Genomic DNA, 24,113 nt, shown 5'->3' with positions numbered 1-24,113 from the left:
TACCCGTTCTACTTAAAGTTCTCTCTTAGGTATGGACTTAATTTTCATGAAAGACGTCTTCCCTGCGATCCTTTTTTTTATGCTGGGATCATTATCTATTATCTGGATGACAGCCACTTCGATACCTGAGGGGAAAGGCGCACAATATGCAATTCTCACATCACCGTGGGAAGGGAAACAGGGCTTTTTAAAAGTTGTGGAACGTTCTGCAACACAGATTGTCAGATTTGGGGCCGCTGCCAATATTGGAATTGTAACGACAGACATACCTCATCAAAAGCAGAAGCTGTATGAAGCCGGCGCATGGCTCGTTTTTAATCCTGTTGTTACTGGGTTTTGTTTCCCGATTCAGCAGAAGTAATCAAGCAAAAGGAATTCGTAAATGGAACGCTTACATAATTTACAGGCATTTATCGCAAAATGTCTCGTCGCATTTATATGGTTTCATGTTCCTTTGATTTGGGTCGCATGCCTCTTTACAGGAAACGACTGGGTGTTCCCAACACTTCTTGCTGCACTGGGCGCCACACTTTACACACTCACCTGGCGCAAAAATCCGATTGGGTTGAGCAGTCTAAGCATGTCCTCCTTAGTCCTTGCCGTTTGTGTCATGCTATTGGTCTATGTTTTCCGTGAACACCCGTGGCAAATTGATGTTCACATGTATTTCTTCGCCCTACTGGCGATCTTATCCGCATGGTGTGACTGGCGGGCAATTTTGCTGTTCACAGCGGCTGTGGCTGTACACCATTTATCATTGAACTTTCTTTATCCTTTAGCCGTTTTCCCCCAAGGAGGAGACTTTTTCAGGGTTGTTTTCCATGCTGTGATCCTGTTGATTGAAGCTGGCGTATTATTTTTTGTAACCCGAAGCCTTCAAGCCAACTTGCTTGAAGCCGATACACTCCTCAAAGCAGCTGAAGAAGCAACAGAAAAAGCAGAAAAACTTTCAGAACAAGTTCAAAGTTCTGCCTCAGAGCAAGAGAAAAAGTTTGCCCGAAGTGAAAAACTCATTTTTGGTTTTGAACAAGACATTCAAAAAACGATTAGTTCTATGAATGAAGCGACAGAACACATGAATGAACACACACAATCTATGAATGCCATATCCCAACAGATTGAAGAAAGGTCCGAAACAATCCATTCCTCAATTAAGTATGTTCACTCTGATGTGGATGAAGTTGCCAAAGCGACAAGCAACCTGTCTTCATCTATTCAACAAATCAATGACCAGATTACTCATTCATCTAAAATCATTGAAGTTGCTGATGAAAAAGCCAGAAACAGTAATCAATCTGTATTGGGCCTGTCCGCTGCTGCCGAAGAGATTACTTCTGTGATCAACTTAATCACCGATATTGCAAATCAAACAAACTTGCTGGCTTTAAATGCGACAATTGAGGCAGCACGTGCCGGCGATGCGGGGAAAGGCTTTGCAGTCGTTGCCTCTGAAGTGAAAAACTTGGCAAACCAAACGGCCAATGCCACCTCTCAAATATCAACACAAATTGAATCCATACAGAAGCAAACTTCCAATGCAACCAATGCAATTTCTCAAATTACAACAACGATTGAGGAAGTGAAAAAAATATCATCTTCGATTGTTTCAGATGTTAATGAGCAAAATGAAGTCACCCTAAAAATTGCCCAAAATACCCGTAGTGCCGCAGAACAGGCGGCAAAGGCAAACAACGACGTACAGCAGTTCAGTGAAATTGCGGATGCAACAGTCAGCAAATCCAGTTCAGTCATGGCAGCCAATCAACAAATGAATTCAGAAACTCAATCTGTTGAGAAAACAATCAAGGAATTCTTGTCTACACTGGAAATTAAGTAACAGGCTCAAACACAAAAAGACCAGATAGGACCCCCCATCTGGTCTTTTTGTAATTTTTGTGCAGTGATTGATGCTTTTAAAACACCGTCCATACTGTCGACATGATATCAACAACAGAAACCACACAAGCACCTACAGTTAAAAAACCGCAAGTTTATTAGCCAACGATCTCACATGCAGAGAAGAAGTAAGCGATTTCTTCAGCAGCAGTTTCAGGAGCGTCAGAACCGTGTACGGAGTTCTCTTGAACCTTGACGATTTTCCATCTTCTTTGATTGTGAAGCACAGCGTACCATCAGGTTTTCTGCCATTGTTGGGCAACGATATGCCCCACCGTTTTTAACTGTTCACGACCATGTTTGTGCAATTTCTGTGCAGTCAGGAGCAAAAAGCATGGCAAGCGTACATAAATCTGGAAAGAAATGGCGGGTGCAAATTCGCAAGCACGGTCACAGTATCACACGCTCATTTACCAAGAAAGCGGATGCCACCCGATGGGCGATGGCAGAAGAATCGAAACTGGAACTTTTGCGCAACCGTCCCGAAGAAGTTTTGAAAACCATCACGCTTGCAGATTTGTTACGACGCTACCAGAAAGAAGTCACGCCGACAAAACGCGGCAGTACCATTGCGCGGGAAAACACACGTATCAACCGATTGTTACGTCAGCCTCTTACCACCACCACACTGGACCGCCTTACCGCTGGTATGATCGCCACCTACCGGGACCAGCGCATGACACAAATCAAAGAAGGGTCATGCCGCCATGACCTATGTCTGATCAGTTCCGCAAGCGGACCTGAAACTTATTGCAGATAGGTGGGACAAGGCAGACAAGTCACAAGGAACCGCTGCTTTCATTAAACACCCATGGCGAGGTGAAGGGATGGTCTCTGAGGAAGTCTGGGATATTTGCTTCCCTAACTGGCGAGAACATGCTGACGCACCAGAACCGCCGAAACGTACCCCAGAGGAGGACGCGAAGTTGATGGAGCATTTACGCCCTATGATGGATGCTATAGAGAAGGCCAGTGCGAAACGACGCAAGAAGCCAATCAATGAATGGGATGCTGCATTGAACCCGGACCCTAACGACCATTACTGATTGATCAGGACAGTTATTTTTTCAAGGAGCTTCAGTTTCTCCGCAGTTTCCCTACGATCATCATGGTGACTCTTGGAATAGGTCTTGAAGCTATTGTGTTGTCAGTTCCATCCCCTGTAGGTGATCATTTCCATAGCATCGATCATTTCTTGTAACAGGCTACCATCGGCGTACAGGCCATACGTCATGGTGGGGATGTCATGCCCGACAATATCAGCAGCTTTGTCTTCATTAACCCCAGCGTGTTTGAATTTACTGATCACTGTTTTACGGAGTGAGTGGAATACGTGACGTCTGTCAAAGCCTAACTCTGTCTTTAAACGTCCGAAGCGTTTACCTATAGCATTGCTCCGGTCACCATACTTGTTCTCGCTTAAACCACTGAGAACATAGCCATCTTTCGAGTCTTTAACGAGGCGCTGGATGTTCGGCTTTAGTTTTGAATGGATCGGGACTTCACGCCAACCAGAGGCGGTCTTGGCATCTTCAATCTCAAATGATTTGTCCTTCACCTTATTCACCTTCAGCGAACAGAGTTCTTCAATACGGGCTCCAGTCCACATGCCGAGTGTGATCAGATCAGCAAGGGAGGTATCACCTTTTTCTTTCGCTTTACCCAGAAGGGTTAAGACTTCTTCTTCTGTGAATGATTTGCGTTCGTTGGCTTTGTCTTTTGTCACCTTGCTGGCAAGGCCCAGGTTGTTCAAAGGTGTATAGTCTTCGCTGACCACTTCGATTGCAGTCAGATACTTCCAGTAATCACGACAGGCCGACAGGATACTCTTAACGGTCTTGAGGGACAGGCCATCTTCCTGCTGAAGTCTATCTACCCAACGTCTGACTTCCTTCTTGGTTACCATGTCAATGGTAGTGAACTTCTCGGCAAACCTTCTGACAGAAGATACCTTCATGTCTTTGGTCTTCTCAGTATTGGTGAGAGCCTTCTTCCACTCTTCGATATAGTCAGATGTGACGGCTTTTTGCCCTGTGGACTGTTGGTAAAAATCTGTACCTGAACCATCCTCTTGCTTATCCAGCTTCTCTGCCTGACCCTGCAGGTGATCAAGAATGATGTCGTACTCTGAAGGGTAGATGTCTTCGCCTTGTTCGTCAGTGTAGCCACTGTTGGTCTCAGCTATCCCCAAGGACTCCCGCCAGAATTTATGGTCGCGCTCTAAGGAGTTTTGGTTCTCGTTGCGGGCAGCTTCGATCTCACACTTCCATTTGGCAATAATGGGCAATGCTCTGCGCTGGGCTTCTGAGATGTCCCGTGTCTTGAGGGTTTCCTTGAAGCGCCTCTTTCCGAAGTGATTGTGCAGTGGCTTGGGTATTTCCAATGCTGCATAGTAACCTTGCTTCTGCTTGACGATATATCGAGCCATGACTTTCCCTTGAAACCACCTACCGTTACCACCTACCTTTAATGGCTCAAGTGTATGAAATCAAGGGGTTTTGCGGGTTGTAGAATTGATGTCATCTGATCCCTCACTGTCCGCCAGAATTTTTAAAGCGAACCGCTGATTTCCAGCCGGTTCGCTTTTTCTTTGTATTCGTCTTTTAAAGTCAATGGGTTGTGGGTGGTGGCGCATCATATGAGCTCTTTAAGCCGGACCTGAGACAGTGAATTCAGAGCCAGATATCCGAATTATCTCTGTGGCGAAAAGTGGTGGTACGGTTCACGCACAAAAAAGCCCTTTTTGAGGAGAAAGGGCGGGAATGGAATGGGCGTTTTCTTAGATACCAAGCAGAGATTCCTGTTCTAACCATTCAATTGGGAGCACCTTCAAATTCATCAGTTTATTTGCGGTCATCTCAGGTGGCTGTTTTCCAGTTAGAATGACCTCCTGAATTCTCGGAGAGAGTGACGTCAGTCGCAACAGGCGTGTGATGTAGGAAGGTGTGACTTTTTCTGCTTCGGCTATTTCGGTGATGCTGATGCGATCCGTGGATGTCAGTTTTTCGAAAATGACGTGAGCCTGAGTAAGAACTCTGATTAAAGCCGGATCGTTTGCTGGTTTTCGTTCTGTATCGCCTAAAACCATTTTCATCTCCAAACCACATCGCTTCAATTGAGCTGGGACTTTCATCGGGACAATATTGTCACCTTTTCTAATGTTCAGGGTGATTTGAGAAGTATCAACGATAACGGATTCCAGAAGTTGTTTGAGAAGAAAGATCCGGTTGAAGGTACTGTGATCTTTCAAGGTTTTTGCAAACTCTGTGTATTCTTCAAGTTCTTCTGGGGTGGCGATATTCTTGGGGTCATTCAGATAAGCGCATAAATTGACAATCACAATCTGCTCAACATCAGTAGCTGGGAGACGAAGGCCTTTTCCTGTGCCTGTCGTCAATGGTCGGGAAATGTAGTAGCGATATCGTTTCTTGCCGGATGCCGTTTTCTTCACCGCATGGCTGGGTGTCAGGCGGTTGCCTTCGGCATCGTAAATCAAGCCCGCCAGAAGGCTTCCGTTCTTACAATCCGTTTTGCCTTCCTGCCTCGCCTGGTTTTCATCCAACAGGTTTTGAACCTGTTGCCAGAGTTCCATATCGATTATCGGCTCATGTCCCCCATCGTAAACCTTATCTTTGTGCCGGATTTTGCCGATATAGGTAGGGTTTCGCAGAATGGTGTAAAGTGCGCCTCTGGCAAGTGGGTTGCCGCCGGAAGTATTGCCTTCTTTTGAAACTCGAACCTTGCTAACAATCCCGCGCTTATCCAAATTTTCTTTGAGTTCACGAACCGATTTCAGTTTGAGGTATGTTTGAAAGATATCTCGAACAGTTTTGGCTTCAGGCTTATTGATTTTGAGAAGTTTGTCTTCAACATCATAGCCAAGGGGCAACAGACCGCCCATCCACATGCCCTTCTTTTTGGAGGCAGCAATCTTGTCTCGCACCCGTTCACCGATAACCTCGCGTTCAAACTGAGCAAATGATAGAAGGACATTTAAGGTTAGTCGGCCCATAGATGTCGTGGTGTTGAATTGCTGGGTAACAGAAACAAAGGATACCGGGTGGTCAGGATTATCGAATATTTCTACCATTTTGGCGAAATCCGCAAGTGCGCGGGTCAAACGATCAATTTTATAAACGACCACCGTATCTATCAGCCCAGCTTCAATATCTGCGAGTAGCTTTTTCAATGCCGGGCGATCCATATTGTCGCCGGAGGAACCTCCGTCATCATAAAGCTCCGGCAACGTTACCCAACCTTCATGACGCTGACTTTGAATGTAGGATTCACAAGCTTCTCGTTGGGCATGAAGAGTGTTGAAAGTTTGATCCAATCCTTCCTCGGTGGATTTGCGGGTATAGATGGCGCATCTGACAGTTTTCTTAGGCATGGTTTGATACTCCCGGAGGTGTCGGTTTCTTGTTCAAACCGAAGAAACGGGGGCCGGACCAGTGGCTGCCTGTGATCTGTTTGGCGATATTGGAAAGTGACGAAAAACACTCCCCTTCATATTCAAATCCCTGTTCTGTTTTCAAAACTGTATGCGTTTTGCCATTCCATTCACGGATCAGCTTGGTCCCAGATTTGATGCGAATGCTGTCGGTCGGTGTAATCTTACCTTTCTCGGCAAATTGCTTTTTAAAGCTATTCAGTTTGCGAAGGGCCGGTTTTGACAGCCCCTTAGATTGTTTCTCCTGCACTTTGAAAGACAGCAACCGTATCATCAGGTCTTTGCCAAGGCGCGGAGCCGGTTCACAGTCGAACTCCTGCTGCCAGAGGACACGCAGGTTCTGCGCGTCCAGGTTTGCGATATGATCAAGAGAAGAGGCCATGATTTAGCCCTCCTGCTTTTGAATGCGATAGCGGCGCACGTTGTTTTTGGTCAGCGAGCTTATGACCTCAAGCTGGAGTTTCTTGCCCACGGTAAAAGAAATAAAGCTGCGAATGGTATGAGGTTGCCATCCGGTAGATTTCTGAATTTCCGCAACGCTGGCTCCTTGATTGCGTTTGAGCAGAGCAAGGACAGTATCTTTCTTGGTTTTGGTGGATTTATTTGCTTGAGCAGCCATATCAGGCCTCCGTCAGTTTCGGCTTTCACGTTATGTAAAAGCTCCCACTGCCCAAATGCCTGAGAGATCGATATTTCCCTTCAAGCACCGGCCCTAAAGCCACCAACAGTACCGCTCTGTTGGCAACGGAAGTCCAGAGGAAAGTGCAAATAAACAAAATATTCCTCTAGACCTTCCATTAAGATATAAAAGATATCAAACAGCACGTAAAAGGAGTGGCAAAGTGTCCACGTTTGTTAAGAACTATTGGAAACGTTCCATGTTTATCGGGACCCTACTTCTTGCAGCTTTTCTGCTCCCCTCAGATGGGATGAGTGAAACTCTAAAAGCCGAAACGGTTTGCCCGGATAATGGGAAGCCTTGCTTGTTGTTTGATGTGAATTTTCTCAAAGGGGCAGATGGGAAATCACCTGTTCTAGATTTCAATCCTGATGACTCTGGATATGGCCCAGCAACTGTTCAAATGATGGGCAAGCTAAATGGTGGTGAGTTAAAAGCTCATAAAGTGGTCTTCAGGTATCCTGGAGACCAATTGGGATGCCGTGACACAAGTGTCGCAACAGTCGGGTTGACTGAAACCGGCGGTCTTATTTTGACCGATAAAGGCGTTCTTGAAATAGCTGATCCAAAGATAATTATTGGAGACAAAAAGTCTCTCGCCATCATTAATCTTGAAAACCAAAAAACTGAATGGTTGTCCTCACCATCATGGGAGATGGGACAATGGCATGAAAAATTGAGCCTTACCAAAACAGGAGATTTGTATTGGGCAGCGAATAGCACATGCTTCACAGTGGATAACTCTGGCCCTTTCAAAACTGTTTCGACTGACATGTGTGCAAGCAAACTGACGCAGGCTGCATCACAAGATGAGATTGATATAATTAAAAGCCTAGGGTTTTCAAAAGAAGCCTCTGAACGTTTTCAATACGATCTATGGAAAAGTGGCGACACCTCATTTTTGATTTGGAGATGGGGTGTCGCCTGTAGTTAATCTCTAAAAGCCCTCCGTCGGATCAATATATTTCCCATCCTTTTGAACCTGGATATGGATGTGAGGGGTGATAGCTGACTTTCCACTTTTTGCTGGATATTTCTTGCGTAAATCCTGTGTTACGCCAATGACAGTTTCCCCAGCTTTTACCCGGCTTCCATTTTGCAGGCCTGAGTTTGGATCAACATAGAAAATCTTCACCTCACGTCCGTCATCAGTCTTAATGAAAACACCACTATAGTTGTTGTCATCCTTATAAGGATTAGCACGACGAACAAATGTACCTGAAACGGGACTCGTTACGGGCTGACCGGGCGATGCTTTGATATCAATCCCATTGTGGGTACGACGACCGCGGGGGGCTCCATAATGGCCGGAGCCATATGGATCATCTCCTCTAATAGTACCTTTATCAATCGGCCCCTTGAATTTTAGGGGTTCCTGTTCCTCAGCAGAGTTTGTTTCAACAGTTGAGGCTTGAGCAATTTCAGTCTGACGATCTTCCTGCAGAATATCTGTGCCGGAACCGCCAATAAGTTCACCATCTGGATCAAACGGTTCAACTTCTTCAGGTTGGATCACGGCTTCTGCCTGAACCATCTTACCCGTCTCATCATATTGTACTTCACCCGGATAGGCTTTTTTGAATTGTTTAACGATATGATCACGCAGGCGAGTATCGGATTTATCGTTGTAGCGTTTATCAGCCATCATGGACTGTATACGCTGCTGGACCGTATTGCCTTCAGGGACAATAGCTGTCGTTGCTTTTTGCTTTTGTATTTTAGCGGCTTCTTCCCATTGCTTCGCTGTTGGCATTTTGCCTTTTGGAGCAGAGGCCAAAGGATCGGTCAGGCCTGTCATGGGATCAATTTTTGGCAAGTTTGGTGTCTTGGACTTTGTAGGTTCACCAAAAGAAGCTGAAGCAATCCAAGATTGTTGATCCGGCTTAGAACTTTCAGGTTTACTGACAGTAACATTAGACGGCAGATCATTTGTTGTAGCTTCCAGCGGATCAATTGCCGACACACTTTTCTGCGAAAGCGCATTAGAAATTGTATTTTCCGTTGGCCCACCTGGATTGATCACGCCATCGACCTTCAGCCCATTGTCTTCCTGAAATGCCTTCACGCTTTTGTTGAGATCAAACTCTCCTTGGCCATTATTGCCAAAGAAGCCGAGATCGGACAGAGCTCCACCTGTCTTGATGGCATCGGGTGATGAAATAGGTGTATCGGGTGAATAGCCATTATCGACGGAGAACAAGTTGCCAAACCCGCTGGCAACATCATCTAAGAATTTAAACATTGTAGGTTCCTTGTTGTGCACACAAAAAAAACCGCGTCTTCCGAATATGCGGAAAACGCGGCTTTGAAACGAAAACAGGAGAAGGCAACCATCCGGTCACACTTCTCCTGTTGACTGAGGCTACATGTAACTTAACGCAGGAATAAAGTCAAGAACATATAGTGAATATTAATATTTCCTTTTTGTTGTAGGATGAGAAAAGTCTCGCACTCCTGAGAAACTGGAACGACAAGCTCTGACAGCTACATTCCCCACGCGAGACAGACCATTTTTCTGCTGGCGGGTGTTATTGGACCTGTACGGAAAAAGTGGAGTGTGTCTCCTGAGTTAACTATGCTGACTACAGGAGAATATGATGAGTCGCAAACGTACCCCAGAATTTAGAGAAGAAGCCGCCCGTGTTGCTTTAAGCAGTAATCAGCCGCGTAAAGTGGTCGCCGCCGATTTTGGTGTCAGTGTCGGCAGTTTGAACCGTTGGGTTTCCCAATATCGTGAACGAGAAGGTTCATCCCCTAACGATGATGCTCAAAAGGAGTTAGCCCGTCTTCGCCGTGAAGTACGAGAACTGCGGGAGGAGAGGGCTCGCGAAGCGGACGGAACGGCACATTCTAAAAAAGGCGGCTCGTTACTTTGCGAGCCAAAAGCCGTGAAGTTCCAGTTTGTCCACCTGCAACGTGAGAACCATAGCATTGCTGGTCTGTGTCGTGCGATGAGCGTTTCTGAGAGTGGCTATTTTGCTTGGCGTAATCGTCCTACCAGCAAACGCCAACGAGAAGATATGGTACTGCTGGCCCATATCAAGTCCATCCATTATGCCAATTACCAATCCTATGGGCGAGGCCGTATGAAAGATGAATTGCAGGAAGAGGGAATTTGTGTCGGTGAACACCGCGTTGCCCGTATTATGAAGCAAAACAATTTGCGGATCGTGCGAAGTCAGAAATTCAAACGCACCACTGACAGCGATCACAAACATAATATTTCGCCTAATCTGTTGGATGGTGACTTTGCCGCGACAGCACCGGATCAAAAATGGGCGGGTGATATTACCTACCTGTGGACGGGTGAAGGCTGGCTTTACTTGGCGGTTGTCATCGACCTTTACTCCCGTCGCGTGATTGGTTGGTCTGCAAGTCGACGTATGAAAAAGGATTTGGTGATGGATGCCCTAAACAAGGCAATTGCCCTTCGCAAGCCACCTGCTGGTGTGATTTTTCATTCAGATCGCGGTTCACAATATTGTTCAAATAAATTCCGTAAACTGCTGGCAAAGTACAAGTTCGAACAGTCAATGTCCGGCAAGGGGAACTGCTACGATAATGCCGCTGTGGAGACATTCTTTAAGACCTTGAAAGCGGAAATGGTCTGGAAAATCGCCTTCCAGACACGCGACCATGCTAAAAAGGAGTTGTTCAAATATATAAATGGATTTTATAACGCAAAGAGACGCCATTCATATCTGAATGGCCTCAGTCCGATTAAATTTGAAAAACGGGCTGTCTAAGTGAGTGAGACGCACTCCACTTTTTCCGTACAGGTCCATCTCCGTTCTGGGCTCGTTTTATAGAATGCTGAAATCCGCTATGTGCTTTGCCAATGAAGCAAAAGAAGCATAAAAGGCAGAGAGAAAATCTAATAAAAAATACCATTTTCATCATCTCGTTCCTGAATAGTATTAGGTATTCAAAATACATATGAAGAGATTAGAGGGTTTTTGCAAAGTCAGCCAGATAGCGCATGCCGTTAATTGCACGACTGCCATACCAGGATGTCATTTCCCCATCAATGATATGCAGCTTTTCGCGTGCAATATTGAAATTTCCGGCAAATTGATCAAGGTGGTCTTCCTTAAACAGGAAAGGCTCGGATGAAAAGAGGATCGCATCAACCTCATTCAGTAGCGCCTCGCTCAGATCAACTTCGGGATAGCGGTTTTCATTTTGTGGCGGCTGGGTGATCATATTCGCCATTTTGAGTGAATGGGAAATATAGGTGTCTGATGAGACACTCATCCACGGGTCTTTCCAGATAAAATACAGAACTTTTCTTTCTGGTAGATCCATGGCACTGAGTTGCGCATGGGTGAGGGCAGCTTGAAACTCGCTGATTAAGCGGGCTGCTTGGCCTTTTTGCTCAAAGATATTTCCCAGCAGACTGAATAGGTCAATATTATCTGCAGGGGTGTTGGGATGTGTCACGACAATATGAGGGATGAACTTTGCCAGTTCCTCGACCAGTTCTTTGGGGTTTTCATCAATATTGACAATCAGGTGGGTGGCATTCAGGGCCTTCACCTTATCCATATTGACTTGTTTGGTCCCCCCAATGCTGGGGATTTGTTTCACACGGTCTTGAGGGTGAACACAAAAAGCTGTGCGCCCGACAAGCTGTGGTCCAAGCCCCATGTCAAAAAGCAATTCGGTTATGCTAGGCACAAGCGACAGGATACGTGCATCCGGTGCCGTTTCATGGGAAGTGCCGATCGCATCCGTAAACATTGGGGTCAACGGGGATTATTCAATAATATTGAAAAGCGTTTCAAAGCGTGACAGCTTGAACATCCGCTTCACAAGGGCATTGGCGCCGCGAATAGACAGGGTGATGCCGTTTCTTTCTGCCACTTCTTGCAGTTCCAGCATCATGCCTAAACCGGATGAATCAATATAGTCAAACTCGTCCACATCCAAAATCCATTCCCGACGAGGGGCTTGTGGCATGGCTTGCGCGATTTCGAGGATTTTGGGGCGAGACGCTGAATTAATATTCCCGTAGAAAGCGACACGTTTGACGTTACCTTCATCAAGTAGAGAATATTCCATAGTAAACCTTTGAGTGTGTATTTCTGTAAGGCTTATAGACTAATCAGATATGAAATCTTTGACAAGGTCTACAAGAGCAACTGTATTATCCTAGACGGAAAATCACTTATAGCAAATGGTTAATATAGATAGAACTCTGGAGAAGTACTTAGTTTAAAGGGGTAGGTCGCTTGCTGTATTAGTACAGACTGGTATATGCATTTATGTAGGGCTATTTTTTCTGAACGACTTTAGGAATTGAAATATGGGGTTATATCCCGTTATTGTTCCATCGAACCTGGATTTTAGAAAGATTTGAACATGTTTGTTGAAGCCGACAACCCGCCGAAAGAAGAACTGAAAAAATTGATGGCTTTCTATTCCAGTGGGGAGCTGCTGAAAGTTAAAGACGGGGCGGAGGCTTTTTTAAAAGAGTATGATCAGTCTGTTTTTTTATGGAATTTGCTCGGAGCTGTTTTCCTTGGCCTTACCCGCTTTGTCGATGCTGAACGCTGTTTTAAAAAGACAATTGAGCTTTTGCCTGATTTTGCAGAAGGCTATTGCAATTACGGTTTAGCTATCCATAAACAGGGTAAGATTAATCAGGCAATTGAGATTTATAAAAAGACGCTGGACCTAAAACCAGACCTGGCGGAAGTTCATAACAATCTGGGGCACCTGTATCGCACTCAGAAAAAACATGTGGAAGCCATAGAAGCTTACAAGCAGGCTTTGAAAGCCAATCCCGGTTTACGTGAGGCGAAACTCTACAAATTTCAGGAACAGGCCCGGATTTGTGACTGGTCTTTTTACGAAGAATATCAGGCTTTATCCCCACAATTAGGGAGAGAAGGTGCACCGATTGAACCCTTCAGTCTGATTAGCAAGGAAGATAACCCCCAATTACAATTGCGTTGTGCCCGTGATTGCGCCACACGGAAGCTAAAACGCAAAGAATATGTTTTTACGCCTTCGGGCCGTGAGAAGCCTGAAAAACTGAAAATTGGTTATTTTTCCTCCGATCTGACCAACCATCCGGTTATGCACTTGGTTGCCGGTATGCTGGAAAACCATAATCGTGAAAAGTTTGAAATTTTCGCCTTTTATTACGGCCCGAAAGACGAACATCCCATGTTGGAACAGGCACGGAAGAGTGTTGATGAATTTGTTGACGTGACAGAGCTTGAAGATGCCGAAATTATTGATTTGGTCCGCGCAAAGGGAATTGATGTTGCCGTTGATATGAACGGCTATACAGGTAACTCCAAAACGGGATTGTTTGCCTATCGTTTGGCTCCGATCCAAATCAATTACCTTGGCTATCCCAGTACCATGGGGGCTGAGTTTATGGATTATATTGTAGGCGATGAAACACTTATTCCTGATCATTTACGCCAATATTACAGTGAAAATGTCATTTATATGCCAGATACATATCAACCCAATGACAATACACGCGTGCTGTCTAAAGAAACAATGTGCCGTTCCGATTATAATTTGCCGCAAGACGGCTTTGTTTTTTGTTGTTTCAACAACAATTATAAAATTACGCCGCAGGAATTTGACATTTGGATGAACTTGCTGCACCGGGTTGAAGGCAGTGTCTTATGGTTGTTAAAGGCCAATCAATGGACGGAGGCAAATATTTTGAAAGAGGCACAGGCCCGTGGCATTGCACCTGAGCGGATTATTTTTGCCGGTCGAGTTGCCAATGATGTTCACTTGGCCCGTCAAAAACTGGCTGACCTTTTCCTTGATACATTTAATTATAATGCGCATACCACGACAAGTGATGCCTTATGGGCAGGGCTGCCAGTGTTGACAAAAATTGGTCAGCAATTTGCAGCACGTGTGGCTGCAAGTTTGCTGAATGCCGCTCAATTGCCAGAGTTAATTACAGAAACTCCGTCGGAATATGAAGAGCTTGCCTATCAACTGGCCACATCAAAGCAAAACATGTTGAAAGAGTTTCGTCAAAGGCTTGAGGAGAGCAGGCTGTCTGTTCCCTTGTTTGATACACTGCGATATACGAGAAATATTGAACTGGCTTATGAGGAAGCCTATCATCTGTTTATGTCTGGGCAGAAACCAACTGATCTTAGAATTGGAGCTTAAGCTTCTTCCAAAGCCTCAGCCGCTTCCAGCCATTCTAGTTCGGCTTCTTCCAGCTGGTTGTTAATTTCACCTAGCTGGATTTGAAGTTCTTGAAGCTTCTCGCTTGGCCCTTCGTAGATTTTCGGGTCCGCCAGTTTGTTTTCCAGCTTTTCCTTTTCACCGGTCAGTTTTTCCACACGTTTTTCCGCCTCTTTGGCTTTTTTGCGCAAGGGGGCCTGTGCGGCGCGTTGAGCAGCACGGTCCTGACGGTTGGCTTTTTTCTGGTTAACACTGGTGGTGTTTGATGTATTGGCTGCTTTCTTTTCCGTCTTTCGGCTTTCAATCAACTGGCGTTTATATTCATTGAGATCACCTTCAAAGGCTTTGCAGTCACCTTTCTCCACAATCCATAAACGATCACAGGTCAGTTCCAGCAAGTGCGGATCGTGTGAGACAATCACGACCGCCCCGTCATAGGCATTGATGGCTTGAACCAGAGCTTCACGGCTATCCACATCCAAATGGTTGGTCGGTTCGTCCAAAAACATAATGTGCGGGGCTTCATAACTCATAAGCGCGAATAACAGGCGTGCCTTTTCCCCGCCGGATAGTTTTTCAATCTTGCTATCGGCCTTGTCGCCTTCAAAACCAAAACGCCCTAGTTGGGCGCGCACTTTGGCTTCAATAGCATCTGGCATGAGCGCCGCCATATGGTCATAAGGCGTTTTTTGTACATTCAGCTCGTCAGTTTGATGCTGGGCGAAATAGCCGATTTTCAGTTTGGAGGATTTACGTAAGGTTCCATCCATGGGCTCTAAGCGATTGGCGAGTAATTTCACCAGTGTCGATTTACCATTCCCGTTTGCCCCGAGTAAGGCAATGCGATCATCCATATCAATACGCAGGGAAAGCTTTTTGAGGATCGGCTTGTCTTCCTCATAACCCACAGCCGTATCTTCCATGGCAATCAGTGGAGATGAAAGCGGTTCCGGGTCAGGGAAATTAAAGGCATAGGTCTTTTCTTCCATGACCGCAGCAATCGGTTCCATACGTTCCAGCATTTTCAGGCGGCTTTGGGCCTGCTTGGCCTTGGTGGCCTTGGCCCGGAAACGATCAACAAAGCTTTGCAGGTGTTTGCGTTGCGCCTGTTGCTTGGATTGAGCCTTGGCTTGCAGGGCAAGTTTTTCACGCCGGGTCTTTTCAAATGTATCGTAATTGCCGCCGTAACGGTTCAGCTTGCAATGTTCCAGATGGATGATTTCATCAACCACATTATTAAGCAGAGTGCGTTCGTGGCTAATGACCAGAATGGTGCCTTGATAGCGTTTGAGGTATTCCTCCAGCCACATAACCGCTTCCAAATCCAAATGGTTGGTCGGCTCATCCAATAATAACAGGTCTGGTTTGGCAAACAGCGCCGCAGCCAGTGCCACGCGCATTTGCCACCCGCCTGAAAAATCACTACAGGGGCGTTGTTGTGCTTCATGATCAAAGCCAAGACCTTGCAGAATAGCAGCTGCACGTGCGGGCGCACTGTGGGCATCAATATCACCGAGACGCGCATGGATTTCGCCAATGCGGTTTGGGTCTTCACTGGTTTCAGCCTCTGCCAGCAGGCTTTCGCGTTCCGTATCGGCCTTAAGCACGGTTTCAAGCAAACTGTCGCTGCCTGTGGGGGCTTCCTGAGCGACTCGACCCACACGCGCACGTTTTTGAATGGTCAGCCCGCCATCATCAGGCGATAGCTCATCCAGAATAAGTTTAAACAGGGTGGACTTGCCTGTCCCGTTTTTACCTACCAGGCCAACTTTATGGCCCGCAGGTACCACAACGGTTGCCTGATCAAAAAGGGTACGTCCGCCAATGCGGTATGTGAGGTCATTAATATGTAACATTCGGTTTAAATAGCATAAATTTTGGGCAATTCACTATGAAAGTTGAATTTCATGATTTGTGCAGTTGCAAAATGTGTTTTGACCCTGTATAAGGCGCCCACTTTGTCACAGGCATTGGGTCGTGTGGCTTAATAGAGAATTATTTTTGGTAAAGGGGTCTCCCTCATGGCTATCGAACGTACATTGTCCATCATCAAGCCGGACGCAACTCGCCGTAACTTGACTGGTCAAATCATCGCACGCTTTGAAGAAAAAGGTCTGCGTGTTGTTGCTTCTAAACGCATCCACCTGACTCGTGCACAAGCTGAAGGCTTCTACGCTGTACATAAAGAGCGTTCTTTCTTCAACGAACTGGTTGAATACATGATGTCTGAGCCGGTTGTTGTTCAGGTTCTGGAAGGCGAAAACGCTATCCTCGCAAACCGTGAGATCATGGGTGCAACAAACCCGGCGAACGCTGAAGAAGGCACAATCCGTAAAGATTTCGCCGTTGACGTTCAAGAGAACTCAGTACACGGTTCTGACGCTCCTGAAACTGCGCGTGAAGAGATTGCATATTTCTTTAGCGCATGTGAAATTGTGGGCTAAGGTTTCTGCGGTTTTTTAACTGTAGGTGCCTGTGCGGTTTCTGTTGTTGATGTTTCATCCAACAGTATAAGACGGTTCAGGAAATCGTCAATCACTGCACAAGAATTGCACAAGTTTGCACAAAGACCAGATAGGTTGCCCTATCTGGTCTTTTTGTGTTTTTGAGGCTTTTGTGCGTGGTTTCACTCACCGTTGTATAAATAACGTGTATGCGATGATATTCCTTTTACTTGGGTGAAAAGTTTATTGCTTTTTTGAATACCCGTATGAGAAAATCAACGCATGCCAAGAAGGTTCTATTGAATATGGGAGGACATCGGGACAAAGACCGACCTCTTATCGGCTGCACCTTCCAGTTGGCTCGAAGATTGCGATATCGTATCCCAAAACGCACCAATCAGTGGCGATGGACATTTAGGTATCAATGTTGTTGCGAGTAAAAATAAAGAACGCCAAAAAGAGGCAAGACCCGTGTCGGATGTTCATGGACTTGCCAATCTCATGTGGTCGGTAGTGTGGCTATATGGGATGCTTCATATCTACGATATGATAACCGTCGATAGACTGTTCGGATATATGCTGGTCAACGGGCGACCGCCAGTGTTTCAGGTAACTGATAACGAACAACATTACAGACTGCGATACTCATTGCAAAACTTCTCCCCTTTGTTCTTGAACTGATTTTCAGGGACAGGGGGAATAAAAAGACCACTTCAATCTATTGCAAGTGAAGAAACGGGCTTACCGCCTTGAAATGAATAATCTGAACCATCTATCAGAGATAAACTAACTCGACCAAAAACAGACACAAACGTCAGTTTGTGGATGGATTGGGCGATGTTATCGACTCTTGCAGCGTCAGCGAAAGAGGCGACAAGGTTCAAAAAAGAACGCCCCATGCGCTATGACGAGATTTCCCCAAAAGGTGCCTTCATGACATACAGAAGAAATCAGGATAGACCTGATGCAGCGCATGGTAACGGCATCCATGAAACCCCGGTGGGACTTCGATCAATCCACCGGAAAGTGTGGGACGTAATTCAGCACCTACGTAGTCAATGCCATTACATGACAGCACGGCATTTCTGATCATGCTTTGCAGTTCTTCTGTGGTTTCAGACAATGCAGCAATCAGCACGGTAATCTTGCCATTAACCGATTTAACCTGACTGGATGCTCCCGGTACGAAGATATTGACGGCAGTGGCATTACATGGGTTCTCAAAAGTAACAGTGAAAGCAAAAGCCGATGGTTCGTCTTCCGGTACATATATGTCATCAATGCGCATGTATCTCTCCCGTGCGGTCCACTTTGACCATGATTGATTGCTGTTGGAAGTCCACCCGCACCACATTACCGACGATTTTGACACGCCCTTTCTTGAGCGTGAAGTCACCAATCGGTGTGTGAAGGTTCGGGGTGAAGTCTTTAACGAGATTTTCTAATTCCTCGTGATTTTCGGCATTAACGATGATGTTACCGAAACACTCTGCCATTGCGATGATTTCACCACCACCTGCATCTTCAAATGTAATGTCGCTGGTTTCATTGCCGATAACTTGATTATCAACGACCACATGGGCTTTCTTGGGTGCTGTGCTGGATTTGATGGTGCAGGTGCCTAAACAGCGTACCGGAACGATATAGACGTGTTTATCCGTGGGTGTCGGCAGGTGTTGGATATGGCTGGTCACTTCATTAATGCGCATGATCATGCCACCAGTTTCTTATGGGCGCGGTCACAAAGTTCCTGCCAGATGATGGTCTGTAAATCAGCCAGTGCGGTTGCTGTATCGGGTTGGTCTGCCGTTTCCATCACAAGGTTGCCCAAATCGATATAGAGATGGAATAGAGCCTCCGTTGTTACCGTGGCGTTACGGCACCAGACTGACCTTGCATAAGAGGATGTCCGTGCCATCATGATACTGAGTTCTTCACTCGATTTGAGGATATTCAAGCGGCGTAGTTCCGTGAATACGGTCTTAGAAATGCAGGTCATATGCGTTCTCCATTGGTCGTTTCTAACGTCAATTATTTATCGCTAAATACGGAACGTAAGACCGTTCTATTAAGACGGAGAATCACAATAATATGCACGGAGAATACATATGTTCTGTAACCAAGCCGCACGGGTAACGATAGACCCGTCACAACATCACAATGACGTTCTGAAAGCCCTTCACACAGGTTATATGCTGAAAGAATGTGTGACCATCACGGACAAAAACGACATCGCCCAATTGGATGGTCAATGGTATCTGAAAGGACGTAAATCAGTTATCACAGATGGCATCGGGACATTGCTGGACCGTGATAGCATCCGCACCGAAATTGATGGGTTCGGTGGCTGCACCGTGTACGTCTGGTCCTATCCATTTTAAGGGTTTCGTGCGTCTAATTCTTCTTTCAATCTGCTTTGTGCGCTTACAAGATTGACCGCTCGAGGTTCCCACTTGTCTTCGATTTGGGATGCTTCGTACACTCGACTAATCAGTGCTTTATATAGGTCCAGTTTCTCGTCAGACATATCAGCGGCATTTACGGCATCAAATGCCTTCTTGATTTTGAGGTGACGCTTGTTGGGTAATCGCATCTCGCCATCGGCGATGATAACGCCAGTGATTGTTTTATTCGCCTTTGGTGGGAAGTAGTGCGATTTGTGAGAGCGCAGCCCATGGCGCGATATGATTGCGCGGATTTTGCTCAAAAGGTTTTGGCTTACATGATCACCTGATACGGAGATGTCATCGACATATAGTGTCATAATCGCTTCTCGTGTTTCTACAAGAGCATGAATTTCTTCAAACATAGGGCGATGTGCGAAATAGGACAGTATTGGGCTAACGCTGCTTCCTGTTGCTAAATGTCCGTTTACTGTAGTCAGTTTTGCCAGAAGTGCAGCAATGTCTTTGCTACACTCCAAACCATGAGCGAAGAACCCATAAACAACACTGCGTTTCACTGACGGGTAGAACTTTTTCACATCTGTTTTCAACGTGCTGTGAACGCCCAAATGCTCTTGAGCATTAGTAACGTACGAACGGTCTTTTTTGGCAGATTGCAGATATTGAGGTGTCTCAATTCTTGTGAGCAGTTTCTTTAACCGTTTGTGAAGCCGTTGTAACGGTTTGATAGGTTCTTGAACTGTACGACCCTTTTTCGTAGTGAAAATGCGAAAACGCTTGTTGTCATCAAGGTTTGCTAAATATTCCAATTGCTCCCGCGACACATACAACAGTTTTGCCAGCGCATGTGGGGAGCGCATTCTATACAACGACGATCTATGCAACGGGTATTGGTTCAATGGCTCAGCCTCTAACCTTATCTGGGTCTGCATCCGAAATGGTTGCAAGCCAGTCCAACATTTTTACAACTTTACCAGCGACGGCATTTTTCACTTTCGTTGATGCCGATGGGTTTTCCAAATTTTCAGCAAAGAGCATGAGAGATGATGCTGGTACCCCAAAGTAATCAGCATACTTTTGAAGCGTCTCCATGCTGACTTTCTTCCGAGACTTCTCGATCTCAGAAATATATGATTTCGATAACCCTAAACCTTCTGATACTTGTGCTTGCGTTTGGTTGTGATAAACGCGAATTAATCTGAGTGCATCATTTAACATAACTGTTATTCCTTTAGTTAGTTTAGGGGTTGTCACTCATCGAATAGTGTGGAGATGAAGCGCACAAAGTTGATTGCTGCATTCCATACACGCGGATTGACCAAGAGGATGCGGATAACATCCTTAATGCCTTGATACAGGCGTGCGAGCAACGCCTCTCGTTTGGTGTTTAGTGGGGAGGACATAATAATAAACTCCTATGTCACGTTTCACTAAAGCAGGAGTGCTTTAGCGTCGCAAAAAACGCAACGTAGTCCAAACGAGAGCAGAACCCCTAAACCTTCTACCGATGCCGTTCGCAACGGCATCGGATTAACGCTGGGTGAGTGGGACGATACGGAGCAGCGGAAGTCGTTGTCCATTTCGTCGCCTGCGCAGCGGAGAGTAGGAACCGAAGTTCCCGCAAGCCAAAGGCTTCGAGTTATGCGACATCAACACCAAGGGTGCCAATATTCTCACTAAACAAGATGACTATAGCAGGTGTAATCGCAAGATGAAATACTTTTTTCGTCAAATTGAGAAAAAAGTTCGCTACTGGCGAACTTTTAACTTTCGCCCTACTTCTTCCACCCGCATGTGGGAATAGTTCATCAATATCCGTAAGTCACGGTGTCCGCTAATCAATGATACTTCAATCGGAGACAGTCCTTTCTCCGTCAAACGTGATACCGCTTCATGGCGTACATCGTGAAAATGATAGTCTGTGATACCAGCGTCTTTACAAGCGGCACGGAACCATCTGCCAAGTTGGTGGTACGTGCATGGGAACAGGGTCGGTTTGTCGCAGTTATTATACTTTCTCGCTAAGACGGTTGCGCGTGATGACAAAGGGATGCTTCTTGGATGTCCATTTTTAGTGATGGGGATGTGCAACAAGCAGCGTTCAAGGTCAATGTTATCGGGTGAAATACGAACCAGTTCAGAACGGCGCATGGCGGTTTCTGCGGCAAATTCTACGACATCGGCAAGGCACGTTAGATAGGATTGTTGTGCAGCCTCCATCAGTTTTGACCATTCATCCACCGTAAGGCGACGATCCCGTGCTTTCGGGGAACGGGGCTTCTTGATCATCTTCACCGGATTGACCGTCAGTGGTACGTCCCATTCTTTCTGTGCGGTGTCGATTTCCATCTGCGCATGGCTTTATCTTCAGGAGCCTCTTGTACGAGAACGCCTTTTTCGCCCCGACTATCCGTAAAGCCACCGCAGCTAAGAAACCAAAGGCACAGTAGAGAGCACAAGACCTCATCTCTATGGTCACAGATATTCAAGTAGGCGGTGTAAGCCGTTTGGAACGCATTGCCAAGATACTTAACGATAGGGGCATTCCACCTGCTTGAGGTGAACAGTGGCAAGCAGAGCAGGTTCAGAGATTGGTAAGCCAATTCTGCTGGAAAACAATTAACCCGCACTATAGGAAGCCCCCGGAAGGTTTCCCCTTATGTTTCCCCTTATGTGTTCCTTGAAGAAACCTCTGGATTACCTGATGAGGAGAGATTGTTTTTTAAGGTGTTCCTTACACCTCAGACCACCCTGCCCTCATCTATTGTTTTCACCTGTTCAAGGCTCTTCATCTGTTTTTCTGTGAAGCCTTAACAGTTCACGCAGCCCTTCAACATCAGATGGATCGTCCATTCTATGGATCATTCGGTGGCAATTCGAACACAAAACGGCAAAGTCTTTTTCAATATCATACTCCCGGGCAACACCTTCTGTAAGCTCAGAGAGAGGAACCTTATGGTGTGCTTCAATAAATCCTGCACCCAACTCCCCATAAACCTCTTCAAAAGTCATGTCACATGCCATGCAGACCGAACCATGATGTTTTTTTGCTTTCGTGGCAGCGGCTGAACGACGATCAATCCTGCGGTGAAGTTTGTATTTCCGAGTTTCTTCCACCGACTGGGACGGTGGCCTTGCTTCAGGGTCATCCTCGTCTGGGGAAGTGAAGTCTTTATCAAACTTATCACCACAACGGAATTCAAGCGTCCCATAAGCTTCAAGCAACATTCTCAGGTCATTTTCAAGGATGTCGTTGTTGGGTAAGTTTTTCAAGTCATAGTCGATGCCAAGAGCGTGTCCGGCTGCATATCCCCTTGGCAGGTCTATATTTGACGAGAAGGCGATCTCGTGAACATTCAGTTGACTATGGAATTCGGGCAGAGCACTTCTCATAAATGTAGCTCGGTCCGTTAGGATTTTGAAAGCCTTTGACTTAAAATCGTCCAGTATTTCTCTCGCACCTTGGTTCAGTGACAAGTGCACAATCGGCTCTTTGTCTGAGAACAGATAGACGACATAAAAGCCCTTCTGAGGTGTTGTAGTGATGCTTGGGTCTAAGATAGCTCCCCATGGGATAGTGCTCCATTGATTGGGGCCTGGGCTTGCTTTCACCTTGTACCTGTCAACCAGCCCTCTAAGAGCAGTACGAATTGCATTGGCCAATTCATGCCGAACGTAGTGAGCAGTAGGGTGACCTGCAAAGGTCTCTTTCTTTGCGTTCGGATATTCACGCCCAACTCTCTCCAACGCTTCTCTAAGTGTTGCCATTGGTTAGCCCTCCAACTTCGGAGGTCGCCAGCCTTCGACCTCATCAATACGTTCGTTCCACGCTTCCCTTGCTTGCTCAAGGTTCTCATCGCTGAGCCATTGCGTATCGAGATGTTCGAGAACATCAAACTGTGGGTGAGGAATTGCAGGTGATGCAGTCCCCCATAGCAGTTGCCCTGAAATGGCCTGAGTAAGAGAGAACAGTGCTTGATGACATGTGGACAGTTTTGCCATGGAAACAGTCATACCTTCTTGAGAGATGGTCGCCCGTGATGTCGGGTCTGCTGCATGAGCTATAAACTTGTCTGCAAAATCACCAACCTCGTTGATCTCTTGAATGGCTATCAGATTACTCAGTTGCGTGAACACCTCATCAGAGACCTGGTCAGAGCGTTTCCTATCTGCCGGCTTAACGCCTGAAAGACGATCAAACTCTCCATGAAGGCGTTTAGAGTGATCCCACGCATCTCCAAGTGCTTTGTCTTCTTCAGTCTGCTCTTGTGGCTCATGGCCCAATTCAACTGCGACCTTTTCAAACCACTTATCTCGTTCGGCCTTGAAGTCATAAGGTAAACCATCACCGCAGACGAAGTTCTCTCGTGTTAATAGCTCCTTATGACGTTTTATATCTTTAAGGACACGCTTTATAGAGATGGGCTGGCGTTCAGCTCTGCGGGCTTCTGGATCCACCAGGCGACGAATTGAAAGAACCTGAGTGGAGATGTAACCTTGATCGATGAACTGACCCAAGGCTCCGTTACGCGCGGATGTAGGGGCCTCATTTCCCAGGAGTCGTGCTTGGTTCACGAGAATGCGGTAGACAGTGTCACTCCACATCATGTTGTAGATCTGGTTCATGACTGAATGTTCGTCATCACCGTGTAACCAAGATTGCCACTCCTCTCGCTTCTGACGGTATTGCGTTAAGGCTTCCTTGCCCTCAACGTCGCACTCTTCTACGGTACTGTTGTATTCAGCCATAAATCCCCCTCACCTTCATTTTTGACGGGCATCATAAGCAATTCTTCAAGCATAGAACAAGAGGAAGTGAACAGTTTAAACTGGTAGGTTGACGTTAAAATTTCACCTCCACGTCTCGAATGTACTGCATTTTGTCGGCGTAAATGGATCAACTTAGCTGAAATCTTTATTGGTTCATTCACAACCAGAGCAGATTGCTACACAATACACACTCTCTATCGGGACATTTTTCAGCATAAAAGTAGGTGGTAGAGGTAGGTGGTTTTACTGCCATCAGGCCTTCGACTCTACCCAGAGAAGCACACCATAACACCTTG

General features: G+C 46.1%; 24 protein-coding genes and 1 pseudogene. 8 read left to right on the top strand and 17 right to left on the bottom strand.

Going from position 1 to position 24,113, the window contains the following annotated elements; genetic code table 11:
- The first annotated feature begins 46 nt into the window (after positions 1 to 46).
- Positions 47 to 361, top strand: coding sequence for a hypothetical protein (locus tag E4K71_RS03730; protein ID WP_135076776.1), 315 nt, complete (start codon positions 47 to 49; stop codon positions 359 to 361).
- 21 nt (positions 362 to 382) lie between these two features.
- Complete coding sequence (locus tag E4K71_RS03725; protein WP_135076774.1) at positions 383 to 1,837, top strand: methyl-accepting chemotaxis protein; 1,455 nt, start codon at positions 383 to 385, stop codon at positions 1,835 to 1,837.
- Between the two features lie 157 nt (positions 1,838 to 1,994).
- Here the strand turns inward: E4K71_RS03725 and E4K71_RS03720 are convergent.
- A pseudogene (locus E4K71_RS03720) lies at positions 1,995 to 2,093 on the bottom strand (nucleoside-diphosphate kinase); the annotation flags it as partial.
- Positions 2,094 to 2,230: 137 nt separating this feature from the next.
- Here E4K71_RS03720 and E4K71_RS03715 point away from each other — a divergent pair.
- Positions 2,231 to 2,656 (top strand): hypothetical protein, encoded by a 426-nt coding sequence (locus E4K71_RS03715; protein ID WP_135076771.1) that lies wholly within the window; start codon positions 2,231 to 2,233, stop codon positions 2,654 to 2,656.
- A gap of 387 nt (positions 2,657 to 3,043) precedes the next feature.
- On the opposite strand, the gene E4K71_RS03710 is transcribed toward E4K71_RS03715, so the two are convergent.
- From E4K71_RS03710 to E4K71_RS03695, 4 genes are all read right to left on the bottom strand, one after another.
- Positions 3,044 to 4,324: a tyrosine-type recombinase/integrase gene (locus E4K71_RS03710; protein ID WP_135076768.1), complete on the bottom strand. Its 1,281-nt coding sequence runs from the start codon at positions 4,322 to 4,324 to the stop codon at positions 3,044 to 3,046.
- Between the two features lie 351 nt (positions 4,325 to 4,675).
- Positions 4,676 to 6,286, bottom strand: coding sequence for a recombinase family protein (locus E4K71_RS03705; RefSeq protein WP_135076765.1), 1,611 nt, complete (start codon positions 6,284 to 6,286; stop codon positions 4,676 to 4,678).
- Positions 6,279 to 6,728 carry a DUF2924 domain-containing protein gene (locus tag E4K71_RS03700; protein ID WP_135076762.1) on the bottom strand — a complete coding sequence of 150 codons (450 nt, stop codon included), beginning with the start codon at positions 6,726 to 6,728 and terminating at the stop codon, positions 6,279 to 6,281. The genes E4K71_RS03705 and E4K71_RS03700 overlap by 8 nt, the downstream gene beginning before the upstream one ends.
- A 3-nt stretch (positions 6,729 to 6,731) precedes the next feature.
- Entirely contained in the window at positions 6,732 to 6,965 is a 234-nt protein-coding gene (locus E4K71_RS03695) for a DUF3489 domain-containing protein (RefSeq protein WP_135076759.1), read from the bottom strand.
- 223 nt (positions 6,966 to 7,188) lie between these two features.
- Between E4K71_RS03695 and E4K71_RS03690 the strand changes: the two genes are divergently transcribed.
- Complete coding sequence (locus tag E4K71_RS03690; protein ID WP_135076757.1) at positions 7,189 to 7,959, top strand: hypothetical protein; 771 nt, start codon at positions 7,189 to 7,191, stop codon at positions 7,957 to 7,959.
- Between the two features lie 3 nt (positions 7,960 to 7,962).
- Here the strand turns inward: E4K71_RS03690 and E4K71_RS03685 are convergent, their stop codons facing one another.
- The gene (locus E4K71_RS03685; RefSeq protein ID WP_135076754.1) at positions 7,963 to 9,267 is read right to left on the bottom strand and encodes a peptidoglycan DD-metalloendopeptidase family protein; all 1,305 of its coding nucleotides are present in this window, start codon (positions 9,265 to 9,267) and stop codon (positions 7,963 to 7,965) included.
- Between the two features lie 355 nt (positions 9,268 to 9,622).
- Between E4K71_RS03685 and E4K71_RS03680 the strand changes: the two genes are divergently transcribed.
- A complete protein-coding gene (locus tag E4K71_RS03680) occupies positions 9,623 to 10,771 on the top strand; it encodes an IS3 family transposase (RefSeq protein WP_135081968.1) in 1,149 nt (382 codons plus the stop codon).
- A 199-nt stretch (positions 10,772 to 10,970) separates the two neighbouring features.
- On the opposite strand, the gene E4K71_RS03675 is transcribed toward E4K71_RS03680, so the two are convergent.
- Both E4K71_RS03675 and E4K71_RS03670 read right to left on the bottom strand, forming a co-directional pair.
- Positions 10,971 to 11,765: a helical backbone metal receptor gene (locus E4K71_RS03675; protein ID WP_135076752.1), complete on the bottom strand. Its 795-nt coding sequence runs from the start codon at positions 11,763 to 11,765 to the stop codon at positions 10,971 to 10,973.
- A gap of 15 nt (positions 11,766 to 11,780) precedes the next feature.
- Positions 11,781 to 12,086, bottom strand: a complete 306-nt coding sequence (locus E4K71_RS03670; RefSeq protein ID WP_135076749.1) for an STAS domain-containing protein — start codon at positions 12,084 to 12,086, stop codon at positions 11,781 to 11,783.
- Between the two features lie 300 nt (positions 12,087 to 12,386).
- On the opposite strand from E4K71_RS03670, the gene E4K71_RS03665 reads away from it, so the two are divergent.
- Positions 12,387 to 14,180, top strand: coding sequence for a tetratricopeptide repeat protein (locus E4K71_RS03665; RefSeq protein ID WP_135076746.1), 1,794 nt, complete (start codon positions 12,387 to 12,389; stop codon positions 14,178 to 14,180).
- Here E4K71_RS03665 and E4K71_RS03660 read toward each other — a convergent pair.
- Positions 14,177 to 16,054, bottom strand: a complete 1,878-nt coding sequence (locus E4K71_RS03660) for an ABC-F family ATP-binding cassette domain-containing protein (protein ID WP_135076743.1) — start codon at positions 16,052 to 16,054, stop codon at positions 14,177 to 14,179. The genes E4K71_RS03665 and E4K71_RS03660 overlap by 4 nt on opposite strands.
- 165 nt (positions 16,055 to 16,219) lie before the next feature.
- Here E4K71_RS03660 and ndk point away from each other — a divergent pair, with 165 nt between their 5' ends.
- Positions 16,220 to 16,642 carry a nucleoside-diphosphate kinase gene (ndk, locus tag E4K71_RS03655; RefSeq protein WP_135076740.1) on the top strand — a complete coding sequence of 141 codons (423 nt, stop codon included), beginning with the start codon at positions 16,220 to 16,222 and terminating at the stop codon, positions 16,640 to 16,642.
- A 931-nt stretch (positions 16,643 to 17,573) separates the two neighbouring features.
- Here the strand turns inward: ndk and E4K71_RS03650 are convergent.
- The 3 genes from E4K71_RS03650 to E4K71_RS03640 are packed head-to-tail and all read right to left on the bottom strand — an operon-like array spanning position 17,574 to position 18,641.
- On the bottom strand, positions 17,574 to 17,930 hold the full coding sequence (locus E4K71_RS03650; RefSeq protein ID WP_135076737.1) for a hypothetical protein: 357 nt from the start codon (positions 17,928 to 17,930) through the stop codon (positions 17,574 to 17,576).
- Entirely contained in the window at positions 17,920 to 18,351 is a 432-nt protein-coding gene (locus E4K71_RS03645; RefSeq protein ID WP_135076734.1) for a hypothetical protein, read from the bottom strand. Before E4K71_RS03645 ends, E4K71_RS03650 begins: the two co-directional genes overlap by 11 nt.
- Before the next feature lie 2 nt (positions 18,352 to 18,353).
- Positions 18,354 to 18,641 carry a hypothetical protein gene (locus tag E4K71_RS03640; protein WP_135076731.1) on the bottom strand — a complete coding sequence of 96 codons (288 nt, stop codon included), beginning with the start codon at positions 18,639 to 18,641 and terminating at the stop codon, positions 18,354 to 18,356.
- Between the two features lie 109 nt (positions 18,642 to 18,750).
- Here E4K71_RS03640 and E4K71_RS03635 point away from each other — a divergent pair, with 109 nt between their 5' ends.
- Positions 18,751 to 19,023, top strand: a complete 273-nt coding sequence (locus E4K71_RS03635) for a hypothetical protein (RefSeq protein ID WP_135076728.1) — start codon at positions 18,751 to 18,753, stop codon at positions 19,021 to 19,023.
- On the opposite strand, the gene E4K71_RS03630 is transcribed toward E4K71_RS03635, so the two are convergent.
- The 5 genes from E4K71_RS03630 to E4K71_RS03610 form a co-directional block, all read right to left on the bottom strand.
- Positions 19,020 to 19,907 (bottom strand): reverse transcriptase family protein, encoded by an 888-nt coding sequence (locus E4K71_RS03630; RefSeq protein ID WP_167730251.1) that lies wholly within the window; start codon positions 19,905 to 19,907, stop codon positions 19,020 to 19,022. The genes E4K71_RS03635 and E4K71_RS03630 overlap by 4 nt on opposite strands.
- A gap of 43 nt (positions 19,908 to 19,950) precedes the next feature.
- The gene (locus E4K71_RS03625; RefSeq protein WP_135076722.1) at positions 19,951 to 20,265 is read right to left on the bottom strand and encodes a helix-turn-helix transcriptional regulator; all 315 of its coding nucleotides are present in this window, start codon (positions 20,263 to 20,265) and stop codon (positions 19,951 to 19,953) included.
- Positions 20,266 to 20,796: 531 nt separating this feature from the next.
- The gene (locus E4K71_RS03620; protein ID WP_135076719.1) at positions 20,797 to 21,396 is read right to left on the bottom strand and encodes a site-specific integrase; all 600 of its coding nucleotides are present in this window, start codon (positions 21,394 to 21,396) and stop codon (positions 20,797 to 20,799) included.
- Positions 21,397 to 21,825: 429 nt separating this feature from the next.
- Entirely contained in the window at positions 21,826 to 22,815 is a 990-nt protein-coding gene (locus E4K71_RS03615; protein WP_135076716.1) for a DUF3578 domain-containing protein, read from the bottom strand.
- Positions 22,816 to 22,818: 3 nt separating this feature from the next.
- Positions 22,819 to 23,796, bottom strand: a complete 978-nt coding sequence (locus E4K71_RS03610) for a hypothetical protein (RefSeq protein ID WP_135076694.1) — start codon at positions 23,794 to 23,796, stop codon at positions 22,819 to 22,821.
- Positions 23,797 to 24,113: the final 317 nt, after the last annotated feature.

The sequence above is a fragment of the Terasakiella sp. SH-1 genome, assembly GCF_004564135.1.
Lineage (GTDB): Bacteria > Pseudomonadota > Alphaproteobacteria > Rhodospirillales > Terasakiellaceae > Terasakiella.
Note: the sequence above shows the minus strand (reverse complement) of the source record. Positions and strands in the feature narration are given on the sequence as shown.